The 26,798-nt window shown below is 67.4% G+C and carries 33 protein-coding genes; 21 read left to right on the top strand and 12 right to left on the bottom strand.

Annotation, left to right across the window (positions count from 1 at the left end):
* The first annotated feature begins 98 nt into the window (after nucleotides 1–98).
* Genes ACSFBL_RS26050 through ACSFBL_RS26070 form a run of 5 tightly spaced genes read left to right on the top strand, consistent with a single transcriptional unit; the run spans nucleotide 99 to nucleotide 4,192 of the window.
* A complete protein-coding gene (locus tag ACSFBL_RS26050) occupies nucleotides 99–1,628 on the top strand; it encodes an enoyl-CoA hydratase-related protein (protein WP_435518719.1) in 1,530 nt (509 codons plus the stop codon).
* Entirely contained in the window at nucleotides 1,625–2,077 is a 453-nt protein-coding gene (locus ACSFBL_RS26055; RefSeq protein WP_435518720.1) for an FAS1-like dehydratase domain-containing protein, read from the top strand. The genes ACSFBL_RS26050 and ACSFBL_RS26055 overlap by 4 nt, the downstream gene beginning before the upstream one ends.
* A complete protein-coding gene (locus tag ACSFBL_RS26060) occupies nucleotides 2,074–2,466 on the top strand; it encodes a MaoC family dehydratase (protein ID WP_435518721.1) in 393 nt (130 codons plus the stop codon). The genes ACSFBL_RS26055 and ACSFBL_RS26060 overlap by 4 nt, the downstream gene beginning before the upstream one ends.
* Nucleotides 2,463–3,701, top strand: coding sequence for an acetyl-CoA hydrolase/transferase family protein (locus tag ACSFBL_RS26065; RefSeq protein ID WP_435518722.1), 1,239 nt, complete (start codon nucleotides 2,463–2,465; stop codon nucleotides 3,699–3,701). Before ACSFBL_RS26060 ends, ACSFBL_RS26065 begins: the two co-directional genes overlap by 4 nt.
* Nucleotides 3,698–4,192 (top strand): PaaI family thioesterase, encoded by a 495-nt coding sequence (locus ACSFBL_RS26070; RefSeq protein ID WP_435518723.1) that lies wholly within the window; start codon nucleotides 3,698–3,700, stop codon nucleotides 4,190–4,192. Before ACSFBL_RS26065 ends, ACSFBL_RS26070 begins: the two co-directional genes overlap by 4 nt.
* A gap of 7 nt (nucleotides 4,193–4,199) precedes the next feature.
* Here ACSFBL_RS26070 and ACSFBL_RS26075 read toward each other — a convergent pair whose 3' ends face one another.
* On the bottom strand, nucleotides 4,200–5,228 hold the full coding sequence (locus tag ACSFBL_RS26075) for an NADP-dependent oxidoreductase (RefSeq protein WP_435518724.1): 1,029 nt from the start codon (nucleotides 5,226–5,228) through the stop codon (nucleotides 4,200–4,202).
* Between the two features lie 119 nt (nucleotides 5,229–5,347).
* Between ACSFBL_RS26075 and ACSFBL_RS26080 the strand changes: the two genes are divergently transcribed.
* The 7 genes from ACSFBL_RS26080 (at nucleotide 5,348) to ACSFBL_RS26110 (ending at nucleotide 12,604) form a co-directional block, all read left to right on the top strand.
* Complete coding sequence (locus ACSFBL_RS26080; protein WP_435518725.1) at nucleotides 5,348–5,800, top strand: MaoC family dehydratase; 453 nt, start codon at nucleotides 5,348–5,350, stop codon at nucleotides 5,798–5,800.
* Nucleotides 5,797–6,678: an HpcH/HpaI aldolase/citrate lyase family protein gene (locus ACSFBL_RS26085; protein ID WP_435518726.1), complete on the top strand. Its 882-nt coding sequence runs from the start codon at nucleotides 5,797–5,799 to the stop codon at nucleotides 6,676–6,678. Before ACSFBL_RS26080 ends, ACSFBL_RS26085 begins: the two co-directional genes overlap by 4 nt.
* 33 nt (nucleotides 6,679–6,711) lie before the next feature.
* A complete protein-coding gene (locus tag ACSFBL_RS26090; RefSeq protein WP_435518727.1) occupies nucleotides 6,712–7,878 on the top strand; it encodes an acyl-CoA dehydrogenase family protein in 1,167 nt (388 codons plus the stop codon).
* Nucleotides 7,879–7,894: 16 nt separating this feature from the next.
* Nucleotides 7,895–9,094: an acyl-CoA dehydrogenase family protein gene (locus ACSFBL_RS26095; RefSeq protein ID WP_435518728.1), complete on the top strand. Its 1,200-nt coding sequence runs from the start codon at nucleotides 7,895–7,897 to the stop codon at nucleotides 9,092–9,094.
* A gap of 10 nt (nucleotides 9,095–9,104) precedes the next feature.
* Nucleotides 9,105–10,007, top strand: a complete 903-nt coding sequence (locus ACSFBL_RS26100) for an SDR family oxidoreductase (protein WP_435518729.1) — start codon at nucleotides 9,105–9,107, stop codon at nucleotides 10,005–10,007.
* A 4-nt stretch (nucleotides 10,008–10,011) separates the two neighbouring features.
* A complete protein-coding gene (locus ACSFBL_RS26105) occupies nucleotides 10,012–11,586 on the top strand; it encodes an AMP-binding protein (RefSeq protein WP_435518730.1) in 1,575 nt (524 codons plus the stop codon).
* A 64-nt stretch (nucleotides 11,587–11,650) separates the two neighbouring features.
* A complete protein-coding gene (locus ACSFBL_RS26110; protein WP_435518731.1) occupies nucleotides 11,651–12,604 on the top strand; it encodes a bifunctional helix-turn-helix transcriptional regulator/GNAT family N-acetyltransferase in 954 nt (317 codons plus the stop codon).
* Here ACSFBL_RS26110 and ACSFBL_RS26115 read toward each other — a convergent pair.
* From ACSFBL_RS26115 to ACSFBL_RS26125, 3 genes are all read right to left on the bottom strand, one after another.
* Nucleotides 12,594–13,376 (bottom strand): 3-hydroxybutyrate dehydrogenase, encoded by a 783-nt coding sequence (locus tag ACSFBL_RS26115; RefSeq protein WP_435518732.1) that lies wholly within the window; start codon nucleotides 13,374–13,376, stop codon nucleotides 12,594–12,596. The genes ACSFBL_RS26110 and ACSFBL_RS26115 overlap by 11 nt on opposite strands.
* A 100-nt stretch (nucleotides 13,377–13,476) precedes the next feature.
* The gene (locus ACSFBL_RS26120; protein WP_435518733.1) at nucleotides 13,477–14,685 is read right to left on the bottom strand and encodes a patatin-like phospholipase family protein; all 1,209 of its coding nucleotides are present in this window, start codon (nucleotides 14,683–14,685) and stop codon (nucleotides 13,477–13,479) included.
* Nucleotides 14,686–14,733: 48 nt separating this feature from the next.
* Nucleotides 14,734–15,183 carry a CHRD domain-containing protein gene (locus tag ACSFBL_RS26125; RefSeq protein ID WP_435518734.1) on the bottom strand — a complete coding sequence of 150 codons (450 nt, stop codon included), beginning with the start codon at nucleotides 15,181–15,183 and terminating at the stop codon, nucleotides 14,734–14,736.
* A 104-nt stretch (nucleotides 15,184–15,287) separates the two neighbouring features.
* On the opposite strand from ACSFBL_RS26125, the gene ACSFBL_RS26130 reads away from it, so the two are divergent.
* Nucleotides 15,288–15,833 carry a DUF924 family protein gene (locus ACSFBL_RS26130; protein WP_435518735.1) on the top strand — a complete coding sequence of 182 codons (546 nt, stop codon included), beginning with the start codon at nucleotides 15,288–15,290 and terminating at the stop codon, nucleotides 15,831–15,833.
* Here ACSFBL_RS26130 and ACSFBL_RS26135 read toward each other — a convergent pair whose 3' ends face one another.
* Complete coding sequence (locus ACSFBL_RS26135) at nucleotides 15,834–16,736, bottom strand: YihY/virulence factor BrkB family protein (RefSeq protein WP_435518736.1); 903 nt, start codon at nucleotides 16,734–16,736, stop codon at nucleotides 15,834–15,836. It lies immediately after the preceding gene.
* Between the two features lie 87 nt (nucleotides 16,737–16,823).
* On the opposite strand from ACSFBL_RS26135, the gene ACSFBL_RS26140 reads away from it, so the two are divergent.
* From ACSFBL_RS26140 to ACSFBL_RS26160, 5 genes are all read left to right on the top strand, one after another.
* Entirely contained in the window at nucleotides 16,824–17,414 is a 591-nt protein-coding gene (locus tag ACSFBL_RS26140) for a chromate transporter (protein WP_435518737.1), read from the top strand.
* Complete coding sequence (locus ACSFBL_RS26145; RefSeq protein WP_435518738.1) at nucleotides 17,411–18,010, top strand: chromate transporter; 600 nt, start codon at nucleotides 17,411–17,413, stop codon at nucleotides 18,008–18,010. The genes ACSFBL_RS26140 and ACSFBL_RS26145 overlap by 4 nt, the downstream gene beginning before the upstream one ends.
* A gap of 20 nt (nucleotides 18,011–18,030) precedes the next feature.
* A complete protein-coding gene (locus ACSFBL_RS26150; RefSeq protein WP_435518739.1) occupies nucleotides 18,031–18,999 on the top strand; it encodes an aldo/keto reductase in 969 nt (322 codons plus the stop codon).
* Between the two features lie 91 nt (nucleotides 19,000–19,090).
* Complete coding sequence (locus tag ACSFBL_RS26155) at nucleotides 19,091–19,261, top strand: hypothetical protein (protein ID WP_435518740.1); 171 nt, start codon at nucleotides 19,091–19,093, stop codon at nucleotides 19,259–19,261.
* Nucleotides 19,262–19,289: 28 nt separating this feature from the next.
* Entirely contained in the window at nucleotides 19,290–19,766 is a 477-nt protein-coding gene (locus tag ACSFBL_RS26160) for a DUF3237 domain-containing protein (protein WP_435518741.1), read from the top strand.
* Between the two features lie 26 nt (nucleotides 19,767–19,792).
* Here ACSFBL_RS26160 and ACSFBL_RS26165 read toward each other — a convergent pair whose 3' ends face one another.
* The 4 genes from ACSFBL_RS26165 to ACSFBL_RS26180 form a co-directional block, all read right to left on the bottom strand.
* Nucleotides 19,793–20,650: an amidohydrolase family protein gene (locus ACSFBL_RS26165; protein ID WP_435518742.1), complete on the bottom strand. Its 858-nt coding sequence runs from the start codon at nucleotides 20,648–20,650 to the stop codon at nucleotides 19,793–19,795.
* 102 nt (nucleotides 20,651–20,752) lie between these two features.
* Nucleotides 20,753–21,496 (bottom strand): 23S rRNA (guanosine(2251)-2'-O)-methyltransferase RlmB, encoded by a 744-nt coding sequence (rlmB, locus tag ACSFBL_RS26170; RefSeq protein WP_435518743.1) that lies wholly within the window; start codon nucleotides 21,494–21,496, stop codon nucleotides 20,753–20,755.
* A gap of 37 nt (nucleotides 21,497–21,533) precedes the next feature.
* A complete protein-coding gene (locus tag ACSFBL_RS26175) occupies nucleotides 21,534–21,722 on the bottom strand; it encodes a hypothetical protein (protein ID WP_435518744.1) in 189 nt (62 codons plus the stop codon).
* Between the two features lie 58 nt (nucleotides 21,723–21,780).
* Nucleotides 21,781–22,494, bottom strand: coding sequence for an ABC transporter ATP-binding protein (locus ACSFBL_RS26180; protein WP_435518745.1), 714 nt, complete (start codon nucleotides 22,492–22,494; stop codon nucleotides 21,781–21,783).
* A gap of 16 nt (nucleotides 22,495–22,510) precedes the next feature.
* Here ACSFBL_RS26180 and ACSFBL_RS26185 point away from each other — a divergent pair, with 16 nt between their 5' ends.
* On the top strand, nucleotides 22,511–23,161 hold the full coding sequence (locus ACSFBL_RS26185; protein ID WP_435518746.1) for an arylesterase: 651 nt from the start codon (nucleotides 22,511–22,513) through the stop codon (nucleotides 23,159–23,161).
* Nucleotides 23,162–23,233: 72 nt separating this feature from the next.
* Here the strand turns inward: ACSFBL_RS26185 and ACSFBL_RS26190 are convergent, their stop codons facing one another.
* Together ACSFBL_RS26190 and ACSFBL_RS26195 are read right to left on the bottom strand one after the other, a co-directional pair.
* Complete coding sequence (locus ACSFBL_RS26190; protein WP_435518747.1) at nucleotides 23,234–23,437, bottom strand: hypothetical protein; 204 nt, start codon at nucleotides 23,435–23,437, stop codon at nucleotides 23,234–23,236.
* A 70-nt stretch (nucleotides 23,438–23,507) separates the two neighbouring features.
* A complete protein-coding gene (locus ACSFBL_RS26195) occupies nucleotides 23,508–24,701 on the bottom strand; it encodes a PLP-dependent transferase (protein ID WP_435518748.1) in 1,194 nt (397 codons plus the stop codon).
* Here ACSFBL_RS26195 and ACSFBL_RS26200 point away from each other — a divergent pair.
* Together ACSFBL_RS26200 and ACSFBL_RS26205 are read left to right on the top strand one after the other, a co-directional pair.
* The gene (locus ACSFBL_RS26200) at nucleotides 24,669–25,493 is read left to right on the top strand and encodes a DUF6597 domain-containing transcriptional factor (RefSeq protein ID WP_435518749.1); all 825 of its coding nucleotides are present in this window, start codon (nucleotides 24,669–24,671) and stop codon (nucleotides 25,491–25,493) included. The two genes, ACSFBL_RS26195 and ACSFBL_RS26200, sit on opposite strands and share 33 nt — an antisense overlap.
* Nucleotides 25,490–25,927, top strand: a complete 438-nt coding sequence (locus ACSFBL_RS26205) for a VOC family protein (RefSeq protein WP_435518750.1) — start codon at nucleotides 25,490–25,492, stop codon at nucleotides 25,925–25,927. Before ACSFBL_RS26200 ends, ACSFBL_RS26205 begins: the two co-directional genes overlap by 4 nt.
* A 35-nt stretch (nucleotides 25,928–25,962) precedes the next feature.
* Here ACSFBL_RS26205 and ACSFBL_RS26210 read toward each other — a convergent pair whose 3' ends face one another.
* Nucleotides 25,963–26,757 (bottom strand): alpha/beta hydrolase, encoded by a 795-nt coding sequence (locus ACSFBL_RS26210; RefSeq protein ID WP_435518751.1) that lies wholly within the window; start codon nucleotides 26,755–26,757, stop codon nucleotides 25,963–25,965.
* Nucleotides 26,758–26,798 lie beyond the last annotated feature (41 nt).

A 26,798-nucleotide genomic window follows, 5' to 3' on the forward strand; every position in this document is an offset into this window, starting at 1 on the left:
ACTTCGTGTCACTCTCCACCCCCTTTCAGGGGGCAATACCGGCGGCCCGGCAAAGCCGGTTCCGCGGTATTCCTGGCACCCTGATCTGATGGCGACCTATGGAAACTTTGATTCAAACCAACCTTGAGGCCGACGGCGTGCTTGTCGCCACCATCGACATGCCGGGCCGCACGATGAACGTGTTCTCGGCGGATCTGATGGATGCGCTCGATGCGCTGATGGACCGGGTGGACGAGGACGCGCAAGTTCGGAGCGTGGTGCTCACCTCGGGCAAGTCGACCTTCTTGGCGGGCGCCGATCTCGTGATGGTGCGCGGCTACACCGATCGCGCGAAGACCGGCACGCACGAGGAACTGTTCGCCATGTGCGGGCGCCTGGGCCGCCAGTTCGTCCGGCTCGAGCAGTCGGCCAAGCCGTGGGTTGCGGCGGTCAACGGCATCGCGCTGGGCGGCGGACTCGAACTGGCGCTCGCGTGCCGCGTGCGGCTGGTCACCGACGCGCCGCGCACGCAGATCGGCGTGCCCGAAGTGCGGTGGGGACTGCTGCCGGGCGCCGGCGGCACGCAGCGCCTGCCGCGTCTGGCCGGCTTCGACGCGGCGCTCGACCTGCTGCTGAGCGGCCGCTCGATCGCGCCAGCCGACGCGGTGCGGCTCGGCATCTTTGCCCGGGCGCTGCCGGCGTCGCAGCTCGTGGACGAGGCACGAGCGGTCGCGCGCACGCTGCACGGCAAGCCATATGACGAGAAAGAGAAGTTCGCCCGCCTCGCGCAGGCCGACGTGCCGCCCTACACCCCCGAAGGTGCGCGGGCCATCGCGCTCGAGCATGGCGTGAGCCCGGACAATTTCGATCGCTACCCCGCGTACAGCGCCATCGCCGACAGCGTGCTCAAGGGCGCGCGGCTCCCGCTCGCCGAGGCGACCGATGCGGAGATGACGCAGTTCCTGCGCCTCATGTTCAACCCGGTCGCCGGCCAAATGGTGCGCACCCTGTTTCTCGAGCGCCTGCGCGCGGAGCGTGAACTGGCGGCACCGAAGGGCACGGCCATTGAGCGCATCGAAGTGGGCCCCCTGGGCCCGGCGCACAAGACATGGGCCGACGCGCTGGCCAGGATGAAGGTCGCGCAGGCGGCCAATGCGTCGCTGCCGGAAGGGACGATCGAGATCGTCGACCTGCAAGGCAGCCGCCATTGCGTGGCGCTTGCAACGCTCGACACGCCGGCCTCCTCCGCTTCTGCGCTGGCCCTGCTCGCGCCCGCCGGGCCGTATGGGCGCGTGATCGAGATCATCAGTTCGGATGACGAGGCGGCGACCGCCATCGCCGCCCTGGCGCCGCATCTGGGCGCATTGCCGTGGCGGACCCCGGGCCCCGCCAGCGTGCTGCAGCGGCTTCGCGGCGAATCGCTCGATGCACAGGCGCACACGGCCGTGCAGTGCGCGGCGGTGCCGGGCGCGAGCGACGTGGCCTTCCTCGATGTCGCCGCCTGCCTGGCCGGGGTGACGCCGGCCTGGAGCGGTGGCCCGCTCAGCTGGCTCTGGGCCGAGCGCGCCAGGGTCGTGCCCGGCTTCGACTCGGGAACGCGCGACGCCTGGAACCGGCTCCAACCGGCCCTGCACCGCGCCTTCGCATGATCGACCGCACCCGCATCGGCTTCGAGACCGAGGCCACCACGGCGGACATCGACGGCTGGCGCGTCAAGCTCTTCTGCCAGGCGGTGGGCGAGGACGACCCGGTCTACCGCGATGCCGACGCCGCACGGGCGGCGGGTCACCCGGCGTGCCCGGTGCCGCCGACCTTCCTGAAGGCAATCGAGGGCGAGCACTTCAGCAGCGCGCAACTGATGGCGCTGCTCCAGGTGCCGCTGCGCGGCGTGCTGCATGCCGAACAGAGCTTCGAACATCTGGCGCCGGTCTACGTGGGCGACCGCATCGAGGTCAGCCGCAAGGTGGCCGACATCTTCGACAAGAAGAACGGGGCCTTCACCTTCATCGTCGTCGACACGGACTACCGCCGCGCGAGGCAACCCGTGGCCAGCAGCCGGCAGACGATCCTGGTGCGCAATGCGCTGGAGGCGACATGAGCGCGTTTCCGGAAACGCTCGAACTGCACTGCGGACCCGTCACGGCCGTCGACCTCGCGCTGTTCGCGGCCGCCTCGGGCGATCACAACCCGCTACACCTCGATGTCGAGGCGGCGCGTGCCGCCGGTTTCGACCGTCCGCTGGTGCACGGCATGCTGACCATGGCGTACGCCGCACGCCTCTTCACGAAGACCCTCGGCGCCGGCAGCGTGCGGCACCTTCACACGCGATTCACCGGAGCCGCCCGGCTCGGCGACACGGTCGTGCTGAGCGCGACGCTGACAGGCACCGAGGGTGAACTCGGTCTCTATGACCTCGACGCGCGCACGTCGGCCGGTGTCGAGCTGGTCTCGGGCAAGGCCCGGGTGGCGAGCGGACCGACGCGATGAGCCGACTCGTCGACGCGCTGCAACCCGGCATGCGGGTCTTCGTACCGACGCTGAGCACGGAGTCCCCGCTGCTGCTGGACGAACTGCGCGCCGATCCCGAGCGTGCCCGTGGCGTGGTCTTCACCGGCGTGCAGTTTCCCGGCATCGACCGCGCGGACTATCTGGCGCTGCATCCCGAGGCGCGACAGACGGCCTTCTTCATGACCCGCCCGGTGCGCGCCGGCCTGCTCGAGGGGCGAGCCGAACTGCTGTCGCTGGACTACCTCGGCATTGCGCGTCATCTTCGCGACGCTGCGCCCATGGACCTCGCGATCGCGCATCTCACACCGCCGGATGCCGATGGCTGGTGCAGTCCGGGCCTCGCGAGCGATTTCATGCCGCTCGTATGGGCGCGCGCGAGGAAGCGCATCGCGCACCTCAATCCGCGCATGCCGCGCACGCAGGGCTCGTTCCGCGTCCATGTCTCGGAGCTGGATGCGGCCGTCGAAGTCGATGCCCCGCTCAACGACTTCATCGAGTCGCCCTCGGGCGAGGTCGAGGCGCGGATCGGCCGGCATGTCGCCACGCTCGTGCGGGACGGGGACACACTCCAGTTCGGCATCGGCTCCGTCCCGCTGGCCCTGGCCGGTGCGCTGAGCGCGCACCGCGGGCTGCGCTTCCATGGCGGGCTGGTATCGAGCGCCTTGCAGACGCTGTGGGAAGCGGGCGCGATGGACCGCGACGCGCCAATCACCACCGGGGTGGTCCTGGGCGACGCGTCCTTTCATGACTTCGTCGGGCGCCTCGCCCCGTTGCGTCTTGTCGACGTGATGAAGACGCACGACCCGGGCATCGTCGCAGCGATCCCGCGCTTCGTCGCGATCAACGCCGCGGCCGAAGTCGACCTGTTCGGCCAGGTCAATGGCGAGCGCGTGGGCGGAACGATCCAGGCGGGCGCGGGCGGGTTGCCCGCCTTCGCACAGGGCGCGCTGGCATCGCCCGGCGGCCGGCTCCTGATCTGCCTGGGCGCGACCGCGCGCAAAGGCAGCGTGTCGCGCATCGTGCCCGTACTGGGGGACCAGGCCCTGTGCACCTTGCCGCGCTACCTGGCGGACGCCGTGGTGACCGAGCATGGCATCGCCGAGCTTCGCAATCTGTCGCTCGACGGCCGGGCCGAGGCGCTGATAGGCATCGCGGCGCCGGAGCACCGCGCGAGCCTGCAGGAAGCCTGGCGCGCGATCCGCAAGGCCGCATGACCACCATGACCCAGGCTCCGCACCCTGCGCCACCGCCGCCCGGCTTCGAACAAGTGGACCTGGGTGGCACCTTCGCCACCGTCAACGGACCGCTCTTCGCGCGCTGGCACGGCGAGCGCCTGCAACTGGGCTTCCGCGTCGGCCCCGGGCACGTCAATCCCGGGCAGAACTGTCATGGCGGGATGTTGTGCACCTTTGCCGACGTCCTGATCTCGACCGCGGCGCAGTACCAGACCGACATCCCGCGCCAGTTCCTCCCGACGATCAGCCTGCAGGTGGACTTCCTGGCCGTCGCGCCGCTGGGCAGCTGGGTCCAGGGCCAGGCCGAGATCCTGCAGGTGACGCGCAACCTCATCTTCTCGCAGGGCCTCATCCAGGCCGATGACCAGGTGGTGATGCGCGCGAGCGGCGTGTTCCGGCGCGGCCCGCTGCTGCCGGAGTCTGCCGATGACCAGGCGTTGCGCCTGCCCGGCATGCCGCTACGCAGCTAGCGGGCGCTCAGCGCACCTCGGCTTCGTCGCAGAGGCGGATCAGCCGCTTGCCGAGGTTGTCGCCGCGATACAGACCCGCGATCGCATCCGGTGCGTGCGCGATGCCGTCGAGCACTTCTTCCATGTAGCGCAGGCTGCCGTTGCGCAACCACGCGGCCAGATCCGCACGCGCACCGTCGGCGTATTCGGGGTGGTCGAAGATCACGAAGCCCTGCATGCGCGCGCGCTTGGTGAGCAGGTGGCGTTCGACGCGGGGGCCCTGCGGCGGCGGGTCCCAGCTCGCGACCGACGCGGTTCCGCAGATCACGATGCGCGCCCCGACGTTCAGGTGCGCCATCACGGCGTCGCTGATCGTCCCCGCCGTGTTGTCGAAGTAGACATCGACGCCGCCGGCACAGGCTTCTGCCAGGCGCTGTGCGAAATCGGCCGCCTTGTAGTCGACCGCTACGTCATAGCCGAAGCGCTCCACGCACAGCGCCCGCTTGGCCTCGCCGCCCGCGATGCCGACCGCGCGGCATCCTTTCAATCGCGCGATCTGGCCCACGCAGGAGCCGACGGCGCCTGCGGCGGTCGAGACGACGACCGTCTCGCCGGCACGAGGCTGGCCCAGTTCGAGCAGCCCGTAGTGCGCCGTCACACCGTTGATCCCCATCACGCCCAGCGCGGTCGACATCGGCAGGTCGTCCTCGGCGATGCGTCGCAGGATGGCGGCACCGTCGACCGCCGCATAGTCCTGCCACCCGAAAAGCCCCGTCACCGCGGCGCCCACCGGCCATGCCGGATCCTTCGATTCGACGATGCGCCCGGCGGCGAATGCCCGCATGACGGCGCCGATGGCCACGGGCTCCGAATAGTTGGCGACGGCGCTGACCCAGCCGCGCATCGCCGGCTCGACCGACAGCCAGATGTTGCGCACCAGCACCTGGCCCGGCCCGGGCGACGTCACCGGCGCGTCGACGATCTCGAAATGTTCCGCCTGCGGGATGCCCGTGGGCCGGCTTTTCAGGCGAACCTGGCGATTGATGCGCGCATTCATCGATTTGTCTCCATCAAGGTTCCACCCGAGTTGCAAAGCTGCGAGACTTGCTATAGTACACATGCGTACCATGCACATCCATACGCTGTAGCAACTTTCTATTCATGAGGTAAATCACGATGGCAGGCCGCTGGTTTGAGGAATTCGAAGTCGGTCAGACTTTCGACCACGAGATCCGCCGCACGGTCACCGAGGCCGACAACATGTGGTTCAGCAACGCCACCTGCAATCCCGCGGCGATCCATATCGACGCAGAGTACTGCAAAGGCACGGAATTCGGGCGGCCCCTGGTCAACAGCATCTTCACGCTCGGGCTGGTGATCGGGCTGTCGGTGCAGGAAACGACGCTCGGCACGACCGTGGCCAATCTCGGCATGACCGACACGCGCTTTCCGGGCCCGGTGTTCGCGGGCGACACGATCCGCTCGCGCACCACCGTGAAGGAGATCCGGGACAGCAAGTCGCGCCCGAATGCCGGCATCGTGACCTTTCTGCACCAGGGTCTCAACCAGCGCGGCGAAGAGGTGTGCGTCTGCACACGCCAGGCGCTCATGCTCCGAAAGCCCCAATGAAGCCGCTCAAGCTCCGCTCGATGCTCTTCGTACCGGCCGACAGCGAACGCAAGCTGGCGAAGTCGGTCGGCAACCCGGCAGACGTGCTGATCCTCGACCTGGAGGACTCGGTGGCCGATTCGCGCAAGGTCGGCGCGCGCGCCACCGCCGTCGAGTTCATCGCGGCGCAAGCTCCGCACATCACCGCCAGCCTCTTCGTCCGCATCAACCCGCTCGACACCACGCTGGCGATGGGCGATCTTGCGGCCATCGTCGTGCCCGGTCTGGCCGGCATCATGCTGCCGAAGACGCGCAGCGCGGCCGACATCACGCGCCTCGGTCACTGCCTCGACGCGCTGGAGGCACGCGCCGGCATTGCGCCGGGCACCGTGCGAATCGTGCCGGTCGCGACCGAGACGCCACAGGCCATGCTGACCATGCAGAGCTTCGCGACTGGCCCGATCGAGCGGCTTGCAGGCATCACCTGGGGCGCCGAGGACCTCTCGACGGCCATCGGCGCGGTATCGAACCGCGACGAGGACGGCAGCTTCTCACCGCTCTACGTCTGGGCCAACTCGCTGTGCCTCTGCGCCGCCGCATCCGCCGGCGTCCCGCCGATCGACACGCTGCATGCCGACTTTCGCGACCCCGAGGGCCTCGCGACCGCCTGCCGCGCATCGCGTCGTCGCGGCTTCCGCGGCCGCATTGCAATCCACCCGGACCAGGTTGCCATCATCAACGAGGCCTATACGCCCTCGGAGGCGGAGATCGCGCATGCCCTTCGCATCGTCGATGCATTCGCCGCCGCGCCGGATGCCGGCACCCTGAGCCTGGACGGCGTGATGCTCGACAAGCCGCACCTGACGCAGGCGCTCGAGACCTTGCGGATGGCCGACTAGACGGCCGACAACAGCGAGACCCACGGAGACCCTATGGATTTCTCAATCAGTGAAGACCATCGCGCGATTCGCGACGGCGTGAGCGCGGTGGTGCGATCTTTCGACGACGAGTATTGGCTCGCACGCGACGACGATGGCGAGTTTCCGCGCGCCTTCCACCGGGCAATGGCCGACGCGGGATGGCTCGGCATCACGATGCCGCCGGAATATGGCGGCGCCGGACTCGGCGTGACCGAGGCCGTGATCATGATGCACGAGGTCGCGAGCCATGGCGGCGGCATGGCATCCGCATCGACGGTGCACATCAACCTTTTCGGGCCGCATCCGATCGTGGTCTTCGGCACGCCCGAACAACGCCAGCGCTGGCTGCCCCGGCTCGTCGAAGGCAAGGACCAGTGCTGCTTCGGCTTTACCGAGCCCGATGCCGGCCTCAACACGACGGCGATCAAGACCTTCGCGCAGAAGGTACCCGGCGGCTACCTCGTGCATGGGCAGAAGGTCTGGACCTCGACCGCGCAGGTCGCCAACAAGATCATGCTGCTGACGCGCACGACCAAGCTGGAGGACTGCAAGAAGCCGACCGACGGCATCACGATCTTCTACACCGACCTGGACCGCAGCAAGATCGAGGTGCATCGCATCCCCAAGATGGGCCGCAAGGCGGTCGACTCGAACTCGATCTTCATCGATGGCCTGTTCATCCCCGAGGAGGACCGTGTCGGTGAGGAAGGCAAGGGCTTCTCGTACATCCTGCACAGCCTCAACCCCGAGCGCCTGCTGGTGGCGGCGGAAGCCGTTGCCATCGGGCAGGACGCGTTGCGCCGGGCTGCCAAGTACGCGCGCGAGCGCGTCGTCTTCGACCGGCCCATCGGCCAGAACCAGGGCATCCAGCACCCCCTGGCCGAGCGCTGGATGGCGCTGGAGGCGGCGTGGGCCATGGTGATGAAGGGCGCCTGGCTCTATGACCAGCACCAGCCCTGCGGCGCGGAGGCCAACACCGCAAAGTTCCTCGGCGCGCGTGCCGGCTTCGATTCGTGCATGCAGGCCGTGCTGACGCATGGCGGTTTCGGGTACGCGAAGGAATACCACGTCGAGCGCCTGCTGCGTGAAGTGACGGTGACGCGGATCGCGCCAGTGACGGAGCAACTGATCATGTCGTTCATCGCCGAGAAGGTGCTCGACCTTCCCAAGTCTTACTGATCGCAAGGGAGCCAAGGTGTTCAAACGAAATCTTTTCAACGAAGACCACGAGTCATTCCGCAGCATGGTGCGCCGGTTCATCGAGAACGAGATCGCGCCCTACCACGCGCAATGGGAGGAGTCCGGCGTCGTGCCGCGTGAGCTGTGGCTGAAGGCCGGCGCGGCGGGCATGCTCTGCTGCACCGTGCCGGAGCAGTACGGCGGCGTCGGTGCCGACTATCTCTTCGACGTCGTGGTGTTCGAGGAAATGGCACGCTCGGGCTTCTCGGGACCGGGCTTCATGATCCACTGCGATCTGGTCGCGACCTACATCGCCAGCTTCGGATCCGAAGCGCAGAAGAAGAAGTGGCTGCCGCTGATGGTGACCGGCGAGGCGATCGGCTCGCTCGGCATGACCGAACCCCACGCGGGATCGGACCTGAAGGCGATCCGGACCAAGGCCGTGCGCGACGGCGACGACTTCGTCATCTCGGGCCAGAAGGTGTTCATCTCGAACGGGCAGCTGTGCGACGTGATCGTGCTGGCGACGAAGACCGACTCGACCGCGGGCGCCAAGGGCGTGACGCTGTTCCTCGTCGACACCAGCCTGCCGGGCTTCCGTCGCGGCAAGAACCTGCACAAGCTGGGCATGAAGGCGCAGGACACCTCCGAGCTGTTCTTCGACGAAGTGCGCGTGCCGGCCACCGCGATGCTCGGCGAAGAGGGGCGCGGCTTCGAGCTGATGATGACCAAGCTCGCGCAGGAGAGGCTGGCGCAGGCCATCCGTTCCGCCACGGTGGCCGAGACGGTGATCGACTGGACCATCGAGTACACAGGCAACCGCAAGGCCTTCGGCAAGACGATCGGCGACTTCCAGAACACGCAGTTCAAGCTCGCCGAACTGAAGACCGAGGCGGTCGTCGGGCGGCAGTTCACCGACCGCTGCATCGAGACCTTCATGAAGGGCGAACTCAATGCGGTCGACGCGGCCATGGCCAAGATGTGGCTCAGCAACATGCACTGCAAGGTCGTCGACGAATGCCTCCAGCTCTTCGGTGGCTGGGGCTACATGTGGGAGTATCCGATCGCGCGCGCCTATGCGGATGCGCGCATCGTCAAGATCGCCGGTGGATCGATCGAGGTGATGAAGCACATCATCGGCCGCCAGCTCTTCAGCGAATTCCGCCCGGGCAAGGACGCCGCCGTGAACGGCATCGCGGGCGTCAACCCTGTCTAGGAGACTCGCAGTGATCCCCTCCACCTTTCGGCCCGACGTATTGGCGGGCAAGCGCATCCTCATCACCGGCGGCGGCACGGGCCTCGGCAAGGAACTGGCGCGGCAGTTCGCCGCCCAGGGTGCCGCGGTGCACATCTGCGGGCGCCGGGAGGCCGTCCTGCAGGCTGCCGTGGCCGAGCTGAACGAGACGGCGCAGCACGGCGGCAGCGCCGAATCCCACATCTGCGACGTGCGCGACGCCGACCAGATCGAGGCGATGGTCGACCGCATCTGGGCGGGCGGCCCGTTGACGGGCCTGGTCAACAACGCAGCCGCCAACTTCATCTCGCCGTCGATCGACATCAGTCCGCGCGGGTTCGCGGCAGTGCGCTCGACGGTGATGGATGGCGCGCTCTTCTCCACGCTGGCCTGCGGCAGACGCTGGATTGCCCAGGGGCTGCCCGGCTCCGTCGTGAGCATGCTCGTGACCTGGGTCTGGACCGGCTCGGCCTACGTGCTGCCTTCGGTGATGGCCAAGACGGCGGTTCATGCGATGACGATGTCGCTGGCAGTTGAATGGGGGGCGAAGAACATCCGCGTCAACGCGGTGGCACCGGGTCCGTTCCCGACCGAAAGCGCATGGGAGAAGCTGGCCCCGATCCCCAAGGCCAACGTCGGCGCTGCATCGTCCGACGAGGTGCCGATGCAGCGCTTCGGCCGCATGCCGGAGCTGTGCAACCTGCTGACCTTCCTGCAGGCCGATGGCTGCGAATACCTCACGGGGCAGAACATCGCGATCGATGGCGGGCACCATCTGGCGGCGCCCAGCACCTTCGCGGCGCTGGGCAAGCTGACCCCGGAAGACTGGGCCGAAGCCAAGACGCTCGTGCGGGGCCGCGCCGAACAGGAAAAGGCACAACGCAGCGCAGGCTGAGGCGATGCCTATTGCGCACGACAACGCGACGCGCGATCTGCGACTCAACGCCCGCGTGACACCGGACCGCCCGGCGATCGTCTGCGGCAACGAGACATGGAGCTATGCGGCACTCGAGGCGATGAGCAATCGAATGGCGGCGGTGCTTCGCAGCCTCGGCACGGTACGCGGCGACCACGTCGCCTCGCTGATCGGCAATCGGGCCGAGGCGGTGGCCCTCGGCTGGGCCGCATGGCGCGCCGGTGTCTATCTGACGCCAATGCCGACAGGCCTCACCGCAACCGAATTGCGATACGTGATCGACGATTGCGATGCGAAGGTCGTGATCGCCGATGCAGCCTTGTCAGACGGCGCGGCGCAGCTCCCCGCCCTGTCGAAGCCGGAAATCTCATGGCTGTCGCTGCGGGGTCCGATTCCGCAGTTCACCGCCCTGGAGCCATTGCTGTCACAAGCCTCGCCCGAGCCCGACAGCGACGAGACACCCGGTGCCTTGATGGTCTACACCTCTGGCACGACCGGGGTCCCCAAGGGCGTGTTCCGCCCGCTCCTGCCGGCGGACTACCGCGGCACGCCGCCGTTCGCGGGGGACCTGCTGACACTGTTCGGCCTCGGCGACGAAGACGTGCGCTATCTGTCCACCGCTCCGCTCTACCATGCGGCCCCGCTGCGATTCGCGCTGGCCGTCACCGCCGGCGGCGGCACGGTGCATGTGATGCAGCGCTTCGATGCAAACGAAGCGCTGCATCTGCTGGAACATCACGCCATCACTCACAGCCAATGGGTGCCGGCCATGTTCCAGCGACTGCTCGAGCTTCCGGCCGGGCGTCGCGCGGCGTTCAGCGCGCCGGCGCACCGCTCCGCCATCCACGGCGCGGCGCCCTGCCCCTTCGCGCTCAAGAAGGCCATGATCGATTGGTGGGGACCGATCGTCAGGGAGTACTACTCCGGCAGCGAAGGTGTCGGGCTGACCTTGATCGATTCGATGGAGGCGCTCTCCCATCCCGGGTCGGTGGGACGCGCGCGCAAGGGCGTCCTTCACGTGGCGGACGATGCCGGCAATGCCTTGCCGCATGGCACCACCGGCCTCGTGTGCTTTTCCGGCGTGGCGCCATTCGCGTACTACAAGGCGCCGGAGAAAACCACCGGCCGCACGCTGCCGCAGGGATGGCAGACTTTTGGCGACATCGGCCATGTCGACGAGGACGGCTATCTCTACCTGACCGATCGGCAGGACGACATGATCATTTCCGGCGGGGTCAATGTGTACCCGCAGGAGATCGAGTTGGCCCTCCGTAGCGTGCCGGGCGTATGGGACTGCGCCGTCGTCGGCGTCGCAGATGAGCGCTTCGGCGAGCGTCCCGTGGCTTTCCTGGTGGCTGTACGCGGCGTCCCCGAGGGCGATCCGCCGGCTCTGATCGCCGCAGTGCGCGCACATTGCGAGTCGCATCTTGCTCGCATCAAGCGACCGTCGGATTTCGTGTTGGTCGACAGCCTGCCGCGATCGCCTACCGGCAAGCTGCTGCGCCGTCTGCTCCGCGAGATGGTGGGCGACGACAAGCGGCGAGATCTGTCGCCGTAGCTCTGGCTCGCGACGCCCGCTCAATTGATTGCTTTGGTCAATCAATTGATTGACAATGGCAACCATGTCAACAGTTTCATCCGCCTCGCCCGAGGTCGCCGCGGTCAAGGCGATCCGCCAGTTCAATCGCTTCTACACCCGTCGCATCGGCGTGCTCGACCCGTACCTCGACAGCGACATGTCGCTGACCGACGTTCGCGTGCTGTATGAGCTGGCCCACCGCGAAGCCCCGGTCGCCAGCGAGATCGGCAAGGATCTGCACCTCGACGGCGGCTACCTCAGCCGCATCCTGCGCCGCTTCGAAGCCAGCGGCTGGCTGCGGCGCGAACCCGATGCACGGGATGCGAGGCAGAGCCTCCTGTGCCTGACCGAGGCCGGCCATGCCGCCTTCGCCCCGCTGCAGCAGAAGTCGCGCGACGAGGCGGCCGCCCTGCTCTCGCCGCTCGCCGCCCCCCAGAGAGCGCAACTCATCGACGCCATGCAAACCGTTCAAACCTTGCTGGACCCGGCGGCCGCCCCTCCGACGAAGACGAGGGCGGCCGTGCTGCGCGCCCCGGCACCGGGGGACATAGGTTGGGTCGTGCAGCAGCACGGCGAGATCTACGCCCGCGAATACGGCTGGAACAGCGATTTCGAGGCGCTGGTGGCCGACATCTCCAGCCGGTTCCTGCGCAAGTTCCAGCCCGAATGGGAGCGCTGCTGGATCGCCGAACTCGACGGCGAGCGGGTCGGGGCCGTGTTCGTGGTGCGCAAGTCGCCGAGCACGGCGCAGCTGCGCATGCTGATCCTGAGCCCCAAGGCACGCGGTCTCGGCCTGGGCGCCCGGCTCACGGACGAATGCATCGCCTTCGCGCGCAGCAAGGGCTACAGGAAGATGGTGCTGTGGACCAACAGCTGCCTCAGCGCCGCGCGCGGCATCTACGCCGCACGCGGCTTCCGGCTGATCAAGTCGGAGCCCTACGAGGGCTTCGGCCAGCAACTGGTCGGCGAGACCTGGGAGCTCAAGCTCACTGCATGAACCAGCCGTGGCTCACGACCAGCGACTGGCCCGTCAGCGCGTTGGTCGGGAAGGCAGCGAACAGCAGCGCCACGCGCGCCACGTCGTCGGTGGTGGTGAACTCGCCGTCCACCGTCTCCTTGAGCATCACGTTCTTCACCACCTGCTCCTCGGTGATTCCGAGCGTCTTGGCCTGCTCCGGGATCTGCTTCTCCACCAGCGGCGTGCGCACGAAGCCGGGGCAGATCACGTTGGCCCGCACGCCGTGCGAGGCGCCTTCCTTCGCGACGGTCTTGGCCAGCCCGATCAGGCCGTGCTTGGCGGTGACGTAGGGTGCCTTGAGCAGCGAAGCCTCCTTGGAGTGCACCGAGCCCATGTAGATCACGCTGCCGCCGCGGCCTTGCGCGTACATGTGCTTCAGGCAGGCCTTGGTGGTGAGGAAGGCGCCGTCGAGGTGGATCGCCAGCATCTTCTTCCAGTCGGCGAAGCTGAATTCCTCGACCGGATGCACGATCTGGATGCCGGCGTTGCTGATCAGGATGTCGATGCCGCCGAAGGCCTTGGCGGCCTCCTCGACGGATGCGTTGACTTGGTCCTCGCTGGTGACGTCGACCCCGACGCCGATGGCCTGCGCGCCCGTGGCCTTGAGTTCCGCGGCGGTGGCATCGGCGGCCTCCTTGTTGAGGTCGGCGATCACGATTTTCGCGCCTTCCTTGGCGAAGACGATCGCGATTTCCTTGCCGATACCGCTGGCCGAGCCGGTGATGAAGGCGACCTTGTCCTTGAGCTGCATAAGATTTCCTTTGCGTGACGGAGGTTGGGAGAAGCGTGCAATCTGCGTGCCCGAGGCATCAGACTGGCGGTGGAAACTTAAACGTACCTGATCTGCATGACTATGCGCCGGCCGGAATGTTCGGCAACTTCATCGGGCGGCGAACGCGGCGCGAGTTGGGCTCGGTGAGGTCGAAGGTCGTCACGCCGTTGGCCTGCGCCGCGCTCTTCAGCCATTCCGGATGGTCCAGCGTGTTGCAGATGTCGCGCATGCCGGCCTCCCAGTGTTCGTCGACCGACGCGCGCGAGAACTCGTAGTCCTTCGATTCGAGCTCGTAGGGCTTGTCGCGGTAGATCAGGTGGACGATCTCGATGGGCTTGTGCGAGAGCTGGTCGCACACCGCTTGCACGCTGGCATCCTTGCGCAGCGGCGCAGGAAGCTTCTTGATGAGGTCGGCGATCGCCTGCTGGAGGTTCACGTTCGAAGCGAGCGCGTCGGTGTTCATGCGCGTGCGGCTCGAATAGGTGATGTCCTTCTGCCGCTCCATGGTCTCGGAGATCGTGCTGGGCATCGCCCCATGCGCGCTGAACAGGTCGACCTGCAGCACGAGCAGCGGCTCGCTGCGCGGATGGGTGTCGAGCACGTACTGCAGCGGCGTGTTCGACACGATGCCGCCGTCCCAGTAGTCCTCGCCGTCGATGTGCACCGGCGCGAAGCCCGGCGGCAGCGCGCCGCTGGCCATGATGTGCTCGGGGCCGATGCGCTGGACCGTGTTGTCGAAATAGATGGAATTGCCGGTGCGCACGTTCACCGCGCCGACGCTGAAGCGGATCTCCTGGCGGTTGATGCGATCGAAATCCACCAGGCGTTCGAGCGTCGCCTTGAGCGGCGCGGTGTCGTAGTAGCTCAGCACCGGCGCGGCGCCGCCAAGCAGGAGGGCCGGACTGCGCCTCGGCTCGAAGAAGCCGGGCACGCCGAACACGGCCGCCGACGTGGCGCTCCACTGGTTGAACATGACGCGGTCGCTCCACCACGTCGGCACGCGCTGCGCCGGGCCGGAGGAAACGAGATCCCAGAATTCGCGCAGCCGCTTCACCCGCATCTCGGGTGCGTTGCCGGCGATCAGCGCCGCATTGATGGCGCCGATCGACACCCCGGCCACCCAATCGAGCGCCTTGTGCTTTTCGAAGACGCCCGCGTAGACGCCGGCCTGGTAGGCGCCCAGGGCGCCGCCGCCCTGCAGCACCAGGGCCTTTTTGGCGGTCGTGATGTCGACGGTGATCCCCGCGCGGCTCGGGACGGATGAGTTGGCATTTCTGGAAACGGGCATGGCGTCATTGGACACCATGCGCCGCACCGCCGGCTTCTCCCGAAGGGATTACATCTTGGGCAGCATCTGCCCGCGAATCTCGCCACCCGGGTTGGCGGCCGTGTGGACATTGGCATACCACTTGCCGGCCATCAGGTCCGCCGCCTGCGCCGGGGTGAGCGTCGCCGTCCCCTCGATCGGGCTGGCCGCGTTGGCAAAGGGAAGGACCACCGCCGCATTCGCACCCGCGGCGGCAGGGCCATGGAAGTGCGCCGCCGTGGCTGGGCCGCTCAGGCCGTCATAGGTGATCTTGTATTTGAGGACGTTCGTGTCCTTGTTCAGCGTCGCCTCGGCGAGGCCGCTGCCGCGCGTCATGTTGGGCGGCACTTCGCTGGCGGCGTTCATGCTGCCGCTGAAGCTCGCGGTGTTGGACTTCGACATCATTCCGCAGCCTGCGAGCGCAGCGGTCGCGACGCCGGCCACGAGGGCCATGCGCAAGGTGGTGCCATATCGGTTCATGGATTGATCTCCTTCTGTTTTCGAAAAGCCAGCATAGGCAGCATCCCCGGCGCCCGCTGTCGGCCACGAACCCGACTTCGAACCCGGTGGCATGATTTCGGTGCATGAAAACCCTGCCTTCTGCCCCCGAAATCGTCGAATTCTGGCGAGACGCCGGTCCCAAGCGCTGGTTCGCCAGGAGCGCTGCCTTCGACGCCGAGTTCAAGTCGCGATTCGAAGCCGCCCACCACGCCGCCGCGACCGGCGCGCTCGACCCGTGGGCCGGCGATGCCGAGGGTGCGCTCGCATTGCTCGTGCTGCTCGACCAGTTCCCGCGCAATGCCTGGCGCGGAAGCGGCCACATGTTTGCGACCGACGGGAAGGCGCAGTCCGTCGCGCGCGCCGCGGTCGATGCCGGCCTCGACCGGCAGGTCGATGAAGCGCTGCGGCCCTTCTTCTATCTGCCCTTCATGCATTCGGAATCGCTGGCGGACCAGGAGCAATCGGTCGAACTCAATGCCGCGCTCGATGCCAACACCCGGCGCCATGCCGTGTTGCACCGCGACATCATTGCGCGCTTCGGGCGCTTTCCGCATCGCAACGCGGCCCTGGGCCGCCCGACGACCGCCGAAGAGCAGCAGTACCTGGACGACGGTGGCTTCAAGGGTTGATCAGGCGGACTGCTCCACGCGCATCGGCGAGGTTCTTGCCGCGGGACGCGGCCGGCCCTTGAACGAGCCGTACTCGTGCGCGTACACCCAGGTGAACTCGACGCCCAGCAGGAAGATCTGCGCCGAGTAGTAAACCCACACCAGCAGCACCACGAGAGAACCCGCCGCGCCATAGCCCGAGGCGATGCCGGTCTTGCCGATGTAAAGCCCGATCAGGAACTTGCCGATGGTGAACAGCACGGCAGTGACCACCGCACCAATCCACACGTCACGCCATTGCACACGCACGCGCGGCATGAACTTGAAGATCATCGCGAAGCCCACCGTCACGATCGCGAAGCCGAACACGGAGTTGACGTTCTGCGCCAGCGTGGCCCAGCCGCCGAAGACCGGCGCCCACCATTCGCCGAGCGCGGCAAGCGCCGCGTTGACCACCAGCGACACCATCAGAAGGAAACCGATGCCCATGATCATGCTGAACGAGAGCAGCCGCACGCGCATCAGGTCGAGCAGCCCGTTGACGTCCTGCCGCGCCGGCGCACGCCAGATGCGGTCGAAGGCGTCCTGGAGTTCGCCGAACACGGTGGTCGCGCCGACGATCAGCAGGGCCACGCCGATCACCGTCGCCACGATGCCCTGCCTCGGCTTGTTGAGCGCCTCCAGCATGATCTGGATCGCCCGCGCGCCCTCGGTGCCCATCAGGCCCGAAAGCTGTTCGAAGATCTCGCCGCGTGCCTCGTCGCGCCCGAACACGAGGCCGACGACCGAAATCACGATCAGCAGCAGCGGCGCCACCGAGAACACCGTGTAGTAGGCCAATGCGGCGCCCATGCTGGGGGCGTAGTCCGCCCGCCACGAAGCGAAGGACTGCTTGCAAAGATCAAAGAGCGCACGTGCAACCATCCGCGCAGTGTCGCAGCATGCGGCGGGCACGCAAGCCGAACAGGGTGCGGCGACGCTCAGGCCCCTTGCCCGTGATAATCGGCCGCAATGCATCCGCCCCCCCACAGTGCGGCCACGGCGCCCGACCACCCGCAACCCCAGTCCCCCCGCGACCTGTTCGTTTCATTCACCTGGCTTGCGTTGCAAGGCTTCGGCGGCGTGCTCGCCGTCGTGCAACGCGAGATGGTCGAGAAGAAGCGCTGGCTGACGCCCGACCAATTCCTCGAGGACTGGGCCGTGGCCCAGGTGCTGCCGGGACCGAACGTGGTCAACCTCGCGCTGATGATCGGCGACCGCTACTTCGGCCTGCGCGGCGCCGTGTGCGCGGTGGCCGGCATGCTGACGGTGCCGCTCGGCGTGATCCTGACGCTGGCCGTGCTCTACGCCCACTACGCCGGCAATCCGCAGGTGGCCGGCGCGCTCCGCGGCATGGGCGCGGTGGCGGGCGGCCTCATCGCCGCCACCGGGATCAAGCTCATTCCGGCGCTGCGCAAGCACCCGCTGGGCTTCGGCGTCTGCCTCGGGATCGTCGCGCTGGTGTTCGTCGCCATTGCCTTTGCGCGCATTCCCCTCGGATGGGTGCTGCTGGCCGTCGGCGGCATCACCTGCGCCTGGACCTGGCGAAAGCTGCGCGCATGACGATCGTGATGCACTGGCACGACTGGCTCGCCCTTTTCGGCCAGTACCTCATGCTCTCGCTGCTGTCGATCAGCGGCGCCATCACGACCGTGCCGGACATGCACCGCTACCTGGTGACACAGCACAACTGGCTGACGGACGCGCAGTTCAGCTCGTCGGTCGCGATCGCCCAGGCCGCGCCCGGGCCCAACGTGCTGTTCGTCGCGCTGATGGGCTGGAACGTCGGGCTCAATGCCGGCGGCGGCATCGGTGCCGGGCTGCACGCATGGCTGCTGGGGCTGCTCGGCCTCGCCACGACGATGGTCGGGATCATGCTGCCCAGCACCACCCTCACCTACTTCGCGACCCGCTGGGGCCATCGCAACCGAGAGCGGCGCGGGGTGCGGGCCTTCAAGCAGGGCATGGCGCCGGTCGTGGTCGGGCTGCTGATCGCGACCGGCTGGGTGCTGGCCTCGGGAAACCATTCCGGCGACGCGCCCGCATGGCACCTCTGGCTGCTGACCGGCGTCTCGGCGTTTATCGTCTGGCGCACTCGTATCCATCTTCTGTGGCTGCTCGGTGCCGGCGCCCTGCTCGGCGCGCTGGCCTTCGTCTGACTTATCGAGGAAATCACTTCATGCAGTTTCGACCCCTCGGCCGCTCCGGCCTGCAAGTCTCCCCGCTCGCCTTCGGCGGCAACGTCTTCGGCTGGACCGTCGACGAAGCGCTGTCGTTCCGGCTGCTCGACGCCTGGCTCGACGCCGGCTTCAACTTCGTAGACACGGCGGACGTCTATTCGAGCTGGGTGCCCGGCCACATCGGCGGGGAATCCGAAACCATCATCGGCAAGTGGCTCCGGCAGACCGGCAAGCGCAACCGCGTGGTGCTTGCGACCAAGGTCGGCAAGCCGATGGGCGAAGACAAGAAGGGTCTCTCGCCGGCGTACATCCGCCAGGCCGTCGACGCTTCGCTCAAGCGCCTGAAGACTGACCACATCGACCTCTACCAGTCGCACGACGACGATGCGGAGACGCCGCTGTCCGACACGGCGGAAGCCTTCGCCGCGCTGATCAAGGCCGGCAAGGTCCGGGCCATCGGCGCATCGAATTTCAGCGCGCCCCGCCTGGCCGAGGCGCTCGACGTGGCGGAGAAACAGGGCCTTCCGCGCTACGAGAGCCTCCAGCCGCTCTACAACCTGTACGACCGGGCAGTCTTCGAGAAAGACCTTGAACCGCTGTGCGTCGAACGCGGCATCGGCGTCATCAACTTCTACGCGCTCGCGGCGGGCTTTCTGACGGGCAAGTACCGGACCGAGGCGGACGCATCGAAAAGCGCGCGCGGCGCCAACACGACGAAGAAGTACCTCAACCCGCGCGGCCTGCGCATCCTCGATGCGCTGGATGCCGCCGCCAAGACGCATGGCGTCACGCCGGGCCAGGTGGCGATCGCCTGGCAGATCGCGCGGCCCTCCATCACGGCGCCCATCGCCAGCGCCACGTCGATGAAGCAGCTCGACGAACTGCTCGCCGCGGCCACGCTCCAATTGCCCGCCGAGACCATCGCCGCCCTCGACGCGGCGAGCGCCGAGGCCGCCGACCAACGGTAGGCACCCTCCGACACGCATTGGCGGCCCAGGCCGCCGCTGCGGCGACCCGCGCCGTGCAGACTGGCGCGGATCGCAATACCGGAGAGAGAACATGTCCTTTGCCCTCTACATGATCGGGTTCCTGATCTTCCTGGCCGGCCTCGTCTGGGGTGCGTCGGTCGCTGGCGTGCCGACGCTCTACATCGGGATCGGGGCACTGATCGTCCTCGGCATCGGCATCTTCAGTGCCGTGAGCCGCACGCGGGGCAAGGACCCATCCTGAGCGACGCCAACGGCGTTACGCTCGGCGGATGACTGCCACCGATCCGCTCGCTCCACCCTCCCTCGACTATTTCGCCGACCTGCAGGTAGATGTCGGCGCGCCGCAGGTGCTCAGCCAGTGGCCGCGCGGCATGCGCAGGCTCGTGCCGATCACCGGCGGCAAGGTACAGGGCAAGGGGTGGACCGCCAGGGTTCTCCCGGGCGGGACCGACTTTCAACTGATCGTCAGTGACACCCTTTCGGAGCTGGATGCCCGTTACGGGCTCGAGACGGACGCAGGCGACCTCGTCTACGTCCAGAACCACGCGGTCCGCGCCGCGCCGCCGGAGGCGATGGCAAAGCTGCTGCGCGGCGAGCCGGTCGATCCGTCGCAGATCTACTTCCGCTGCAATCCGCGATTCGAAACTGCCTCGCCGGCGCTGCGCTGGATCGGCGAGCGCATGTTCGTCGGGGTCGGTGTGCGCCATCCCGCGCAGGTGGTGATGCGCTTCTTTGTCTTGCTGTAGACCCCGCCGCAGACTCGTCGCGACGACTACGCGGCGCCGAAGCGATAGAAGGCCTGCGGATTGCGCACCAGCAGTTGCTCACGAAGCGCCGCATCTGGGGCGATCTCCGCCAACGCATCGACCAGTTCGCCATCGTCCGGTACATGGTCGTGCAGCGGATGCGGCCAGTCGGTGCCCCAGAAACACCGGTCCGGAAAATCCCGCACGAGCGTGCGCGCGATTTCGATGCCGTCGGCGTACCCGGGCGCGCGCGAGATGCGGTCGATGCCGCTGACCTTGACGCGGAACAGCGGGTTCTTCATCAGCGTATGCAGTGCGACGAAGTCCGGATGCTTCGTCCCGGCCGATGCGTCGACACGCGCCATGTGGTCGATGACCACGGGAACGGCACTCTGTGCGAGCGGGGCAGCCAAAGAATGAATCAGACCGCGCTCGAAATGCACCTGCAGATGCATCCCCAGCGATTCGAGCCGCCGAGAGAACGCAACGACACCGTCGACGTCGAACGCCGAACCGGACGCGCCGGTGAAATTGAATCGAACGCCCCTGAATCCCACTGACGCGAGCCGCGAAAGCTCCTTGTCGGCGACATCGAGCGGCAGCAACGCAACGCCCAGGTAGTTGCCGCCACCGGCCGCAATGGCGTCCTCGACCACGCGGTTGTCCAGCCCGTGGCACAGCGACTGGACGATCACGCAACGCTCGATGCCCATCTGGCGGTGCAGCGCGAACAGCGTTTCCTTGGGCGCATCCGCCGGCGTGAAGCTGCGCTCTTTCGCGAACGGAAACCGCTCGGCAGGGCCGAACACATGGACGTGCGCGTCGCACGCACCCGCCGGCAGCGCAAGCCGCGGCGTCGAGGGATGCGGGTTAAAGGTCAGCATCGGCGTCAGGAATACCGCGAACCGGCTCTGCCGGGCCGCAGGTATTGCCCCCGGCTGGGGGTTGGCGGAGCGACACGAAGTGCGCGAAGACTGGGGGCGAGCTCACGACCTTTGTCGCATGGCCTCGTAGAGGCATACGCCGCTGGCGACGGAGACATTCAAGCTCTCTACCGCCCCGGCCATCGGGATGCTCACCAGCTCGTCGCAGGTCTTGCGGGTGAGCTGCCGCATGCCCTCGCCCTCTGCGCCGAGCACCATCGCGAGCGGACGCTTCAAGTCGCACTGATAGAGCGTGCCGGGCGCGTCGTCGCTCGTGCCGACGCACCAGATGTTGCGCTCCTTCAGTTCGCCCAGCGTGCGCGCGAGATTGGTGACCATGAAGTACGGCACCGTCTCGGCCGCCCCGCTCGCGACCTTGGCCACCGTCGCGTTGATGCCGGCCGCATGGTCCTTGGGCGCGATCACGGCGTGGGCACCCGCGCCGTCGGCCACCCGAAGGCAGGCGCCGAGGTTGTGCGGATCGGTCACGCCGTCGAGCACGAGCAGCAGCGGCATGATGCCCGCGGCCTCCAGGCCTTCGAGCAACTCGTCGAGCGAATGGGTCTGGGGAATGGGCTCCACGCGCGCCGCCACGCCCTGGTGGCCGTGGCTGCCGGCGAGCTTGGCGAGGCGCAGGCCGTCAGCCTCGATCAGGCGGACGCCGGCCTCCTGCGCACGGGCGATGAACTGGCGCATGCGCGCATCGCGGCGGCTGGCATCGAAGAGCACCTCGATCACCGATTTCGGCGAGGTCTTGATACGCACGCCGACGGCGTGGAAGCCGAAGATCACTTTGGGGGAAGACATCGGGGGATTATCGAGCCCCGGCCGTGATTGCCCGCGTTCAGAGCCTCCCGGTCACGTAGAGCAGCATCAGGACGACGACCACAGCCACGGCCGCAAGCGCCACCCACTTGCCCCGGCCGGTCCGAGCAGGTTCCGCGATCTTGCCGCGCCCCGGCCCGCCTCGTGGCGCCAGCCCGCCGAAGGCGGTGTCGTCTTCGTCGTCGTCAGGGTTTCGCGGTCTCTGCATGGCAATCTTCCTTGCTATGCGTGGGGGCCGCCCGGGCGGCCCGCCGTTCGAAATGCGCTCAGGCGCCGTGACCGTCGAGCGCCACGCGGCCAGCCTCGATGGTGATCCGCCGCTCGCACCGCTCAGCGATGCCACGGTCGTGCGTGACGAGCACGAGCGTCGTGCCCAGCTCGCGGTTGAGATCGAACATCAGTTTCATCACTTGCTCGCCCGTTGCAAAGTCGAGACTGCCTGTAGGTTCGTCGGCCAGCAACAACGCGGGTTGTACGACAAAAGCCCTCGCCAGCGCCACCCGCTGTTGCTCTCCGCCCGACAGCACCTTGGGGTAGTGTCCGAGCCGCTGGCCCAGCCCGACGCGGCCGAGCATCTCGGTCGCGGCCTTGCGGGCGTCCTTGCGATCGGCCAGTTCGAGTGGCAGCATCACGTTTTCGAGCGCGCTCAGGTTGCCGAGCAGCTGGAAACTCTGGAACACGAAGCCGACCTTCTGGGCGCGCAGGGCCGCACGTTCGTCTTCGTCGATGGCGAACAGGTCCGCCCCGGCGAGTTTGACGGTGCCGCGGGTGGGCGTGTCCAGGCCAGCGACGATCGACAGCAACGTGCTTTTCCCCGACCCTGATGCACCGACGATGGCGGCAGTCTCCTTCGCGCCCAGCGTGAAATCGATGTCTTGCAGAATGTCCAGCGTTCCGGCGGAGTCGGTGACGGACTTGAAGACATGCTCGACGGCGACGATGGGTTGGGATCGGCTGCCATCGGATTGGATTGAGGACATTGAAAGGTTTCGCGTGGTGAATCGACGTCACTTTATCTTGTGCGGCGCGCTGGCCGGCAGCGGCGGGTCATGGGTCGCCGCGCAGGCGCAGGCCGCGACCGCCCGAAAACCGGTCATCCTTGTCGTCGGCGACTCGCTCTCGGCCGAGTACGGCCTCAAGCGCGGCGAAGGCTGGGTGCCCCTGCTCGACAAGCGACTGGGCGAGCAGAAGGTCACGGCCACGGTCATCAACGCCAGCATCAGCGGCGACACCACGGCCGGCGGACGGGCGCGGCTGCCCGGCCTGCTCGCGCAGCACCAGCCCACGCATGTCGTGCTCGAACTGGGCGCGAACGATGCGCTGCGCGGCCTGCCCCTCGCCGGCACCGAGGACAACCTGCTCCAGATGACGAAGGCCGCCCAGGCTGCCGGGGCGCAGGTGCTGATCGTCGGCATCCAGGTGCCGCCCAACTACGGCAGCGACTACACCCGGCGCTTCGAGGCGATCTTCGCCAAGGTGGCGAGTGCGACCAAGGCGCCGGTGGTGCCGTTCCTGCTCAAGGGCGTGGCCGACAGTCCGGATGCGGCGATGCTTTTCCAGGCCGACCGGATCCATCCGACGGCGGCCGCGCAGCCGCGCATGCTCGACAACGTGTACCCCGCGCTGCGCAAGCTGCTGCCCAAGTGAAGGGCCAAGCAAAAAGCCGCCGCAGGCCCGAAGCCCGCGGCGGCTTTTGCTTGATCTGGGAGCCGGAACGGCTCAGCCGTTTTTCGTCGGCAGTTCCGGAACGGTCGGCGGGTCACGCTCCAGCGAGGCCACGTCGGTTTCCGGATCGCCCGGGGCGAGCCCGTCGCTGCTGGGCATGAGCTTGCGGTTGGCTTTTTCCCTCAGCTTCTCTTCCTTCTTCTTCTTCTTGGCCAGTTCCTTCTGGCGCTTCTCGTAGCCGTAATTTGGTGTTGCCACTGCTTCTCCTTCGGGCGAGGCAGTCAGGTTGACTGCGCGTCATCGGACTGTACGCGATAACCGTCCGCTCTCAGAGCGCCGCGAGGGCCTGTTCGAGGTCGGCGCGCAGGTCCTCGACGTCTTCCAGGCCGACCGAAAACCGCACCAGCGTGCCCTTGTGCGGCCACCTGGCGACGCTCGCATCGCGCATCAGGCCGATGTCGTAGGGCACCACCAGGCTGATCGGGCCGCCCCACGAATAGCCGAGCCGGAAAAGTTCCAGGCTGTCGCAAAACCGGTCGACCTGCTCGGTCCCGTAGCGGTCGTCGAACACCACGGAGAACAGGCCGGCGGCGAGATCGGTGGCACCGCAAAGCCGCAGCCAGTGCGCATGGCCCGGCGAGCCTTCCAGCGCCGGGTGCAGCACCTGCGCGATCTCCGCGCGCCCTTCGAGCCAGCGGACGAGTTCGCGTGCGCTGCGGTCGTGCGCCTGGTAGCGCAAGGCGATGCTCGGCAACGAACGCAGGAGCGTTTCGACATCGCCGACGCCGATGCCGAAGCCCATCCGCATGTGCGTGAGCTTGATCGCGCGGTGCAGGCGTTCGTCGCGCGTGACCACGCTGCCCATCAGCACGTCGCCACCGCCGCTCGGGTACTTGGTGAGTGCGTGGACGGAGACGTCGACCCCCTGCCCGCTGCCGTTGAAATCGAAGGGTGCGAAGGCCAGTCCGGCGCCCCAGGTGTTGTCGAGCGCGGTGATCACGCCACGCGCGCGGCAGACGGCGACCAGCGCCGGCAGGTCCGGGAACTCCATCGTGACCGAGCCGGCGGCCTCGACCCAGACCAACTTCGTTTGGGGGGACAGCTTGGCGGCGAGATCGGCCGGGTTCATGGCGTCGTAGAGCCGATGGGTGATCCCGAAATTCGCCAGCTCGCCATTCGCGAGCGCCTTGTTGGGGCCGTAGGCGTTGTCGGGAATCAGCACCTCGTCGCCGGTCTTGAGCAGCGCGAAGGACACCAGCGCGATCGCAGCGAGGCCGCTGGGCACGAGCAGGCACTCGGTGCCGCCCTCCAGCGTGGCGAGCCGCTCTTCGAGCGTGAAGGTGGTCGGCGTTCCGTGCAGGCCGTAGGTGTAGCCAGCCTTGGTCTTCCAGTCGCGCGCGCGCATTGCGGCGACGTCGGCGAAGAACACGGTGGAAGCCTTGTACACGCCGCGCTGGGGTGCCGCGAAATTCACGGGGGGGCTGTACGGATGGTGGATCAGGTCGGTGATGGGCTTTCGCATGCCTCCATGCTAGTCGACCGGATCGGCCGGGCAACAGACAATGCGCGGATGCTGCTGACGCGCGCTCCGGGCCCCTCGTTGCGGCCCTTTGTCCGGACCCTCTGGGCGGCCGATCCCGGCCCGCGCGATCCGCCAGCGGGCCGGACACCGGCGCGCGAACATGTGCTGCCGACGGGCGACATGCATCTGGTCTTCCGGCTGTCGGGTCCGCCGCTTCGGCTCTTCGCGGGCGCGGCGGATTCGGTGGGGTACACGGTGGGCTACGCGATCGTCGGGGGCGCGCGCTCGGCCTTCTACGCGCGCGATGTGTCCGTTGCCACACGATCGGTCGGCGTACAGTTGCGGCCGGGTGCCGCGCGGGCCCTGTTCGGCATGCCTGCCCATGAACTCGCGAATCGCCACACGCCGCTGGATCAGCTCTGGGGCGCCCAGGCATTCGAAGCGCTCGAACAGCTCCACGATGCCGGGACGCCGACGGCCCAACTGGCCTGCCTCGAAGCCTTGCTGAAGAAGCGACTGGAACGCCGGCCGCAAGCCATGCATGCCGCATTTCAATCGCGACTTTCTCGAGATCACCGGCATGACGCCGGAGACCTATCGCAGGGCCGCGCCAGGTTCGCCGAATCACGTGCGTATCGACGTCCGGTGGTGAACCAGCCGGCATTCTGCAGCGTCGCGCGGCGACCCGAGGCGCGTCCACGCGTGCCGCGAAGCCCCGGTCAAATTCGTTCAATACGTCCCGCGCGCAGGGGCTCAGAATCGCGAGACCGTTTCACGAGGACCCTTCGATGACCGTCCATGAGCTCTTTCCCTACCTCTGCGTAAACGACACGGCAGCCGCCATCGGCTTCTATGGCGAGGTATTCGGCGCCAAGGAGAAGTTCAGGCTGACCGAACCGAGCGGTCGCATCGGGCATGCCGAACTCGACTTCGGAACCACCACGGTGATGCTCTGCGACGAGTTCCCGGAGTACGGCATCCGCGGCGCCAAGACGATCGGCGCCACGCCCGTCACGCTGCATCTGCACGTCGACGATGCCGACGCGGTGATCGAGCGCGCGTTGAAGGCCGGCGCCACGCTCCATATGCCCGCGCAAGACCAGTTCTACGGCGAGCGTTCAGGCTCGTTCTTCGACCCCTTCGGGCACCGCTGGAACGTGGGTCACAGCATTGAGGACGTGGCGACGGAGGAGATGCAGCGGAGGTATACGGAGGCGCTCAAGTAGCTGCCGGGGCGGCGAGTCGGCTGTCGTGTCCGAGGTTATTTGGCAAGAATCCAGGCGGAGACCTGCGCCACCACGTCGCGCTCAATGCCGTTGAAGCCGTGATAGGCCATGGCCTCGCACGGGTCGCCCTTGCTCTCCCCACCTTCGAACGCCAGCAACTCCTTGCGTGACGCGTTTGCAAGCTTCGCCATGAGCGCAGGCACGTTGGCAAAGCCGCAATAAGCGCAGCCATCCTTCGCGTGATGCACGACGAGAACGGGGATGCGGATTCTTTCCAGCGGCATGGCCGGGACAGGCCGGCTGTTGTTGTCCGTCAGGATGGTCGAGCTCAGGACAATGCCGTCCGGTCCTTCGGGGCCGGAGAGTTCGGTCGCGACATAGGCGACGGACTGTGTCCCGCGGCTCGTACCCACGAGCCAGACCGGCGCCCTGGATTGCTCGCGCGCCCAGGCGATGACCGCCTTGATGTCCGCCGCATGCTCGGGCTTCTGACGAAAACCGGCGAGGAAGGGCGGATTCTGTCGGTCGGATGGTGCATCGACCACGACAACCATGAGCCCCTGGTCTGCAAACAACTGACGCGTGCGAACCAGGAAATTCCCGGCACCCCAATCGAACGAACCGTTGGGGAATATCTTCAGCCCCCCGTGTCCGCCGGCAAAGAGGATCACGCTTGCCTTTGGCGTCAGCGGCGACAAGACAAGCATCCGCTGTGTCACTCCGGGCCGGGTTGGAATGTCCACGACTTTCTGTGCGGTCTGCGCCTGGGCTTGTTGAACGCCGAGCAAGATCAGAAAGCCCGCGGTCCAGGCCTTGATGGCGCGGCGCATCGACACTCTCTGCATCGCCATGGACATCCCCTTCAATGGCG

The sequence above is a fragment of the Variovorax glacialis genome (assembly GCF_051216375.1).
In the GTDB taxonomy this organism is placed as follows: domain Bacteria; phylum Pseudomonadota; class Gammaproteobacteria; order Burkholderiales; family Burkholderiaceae_C; genus Variovorax.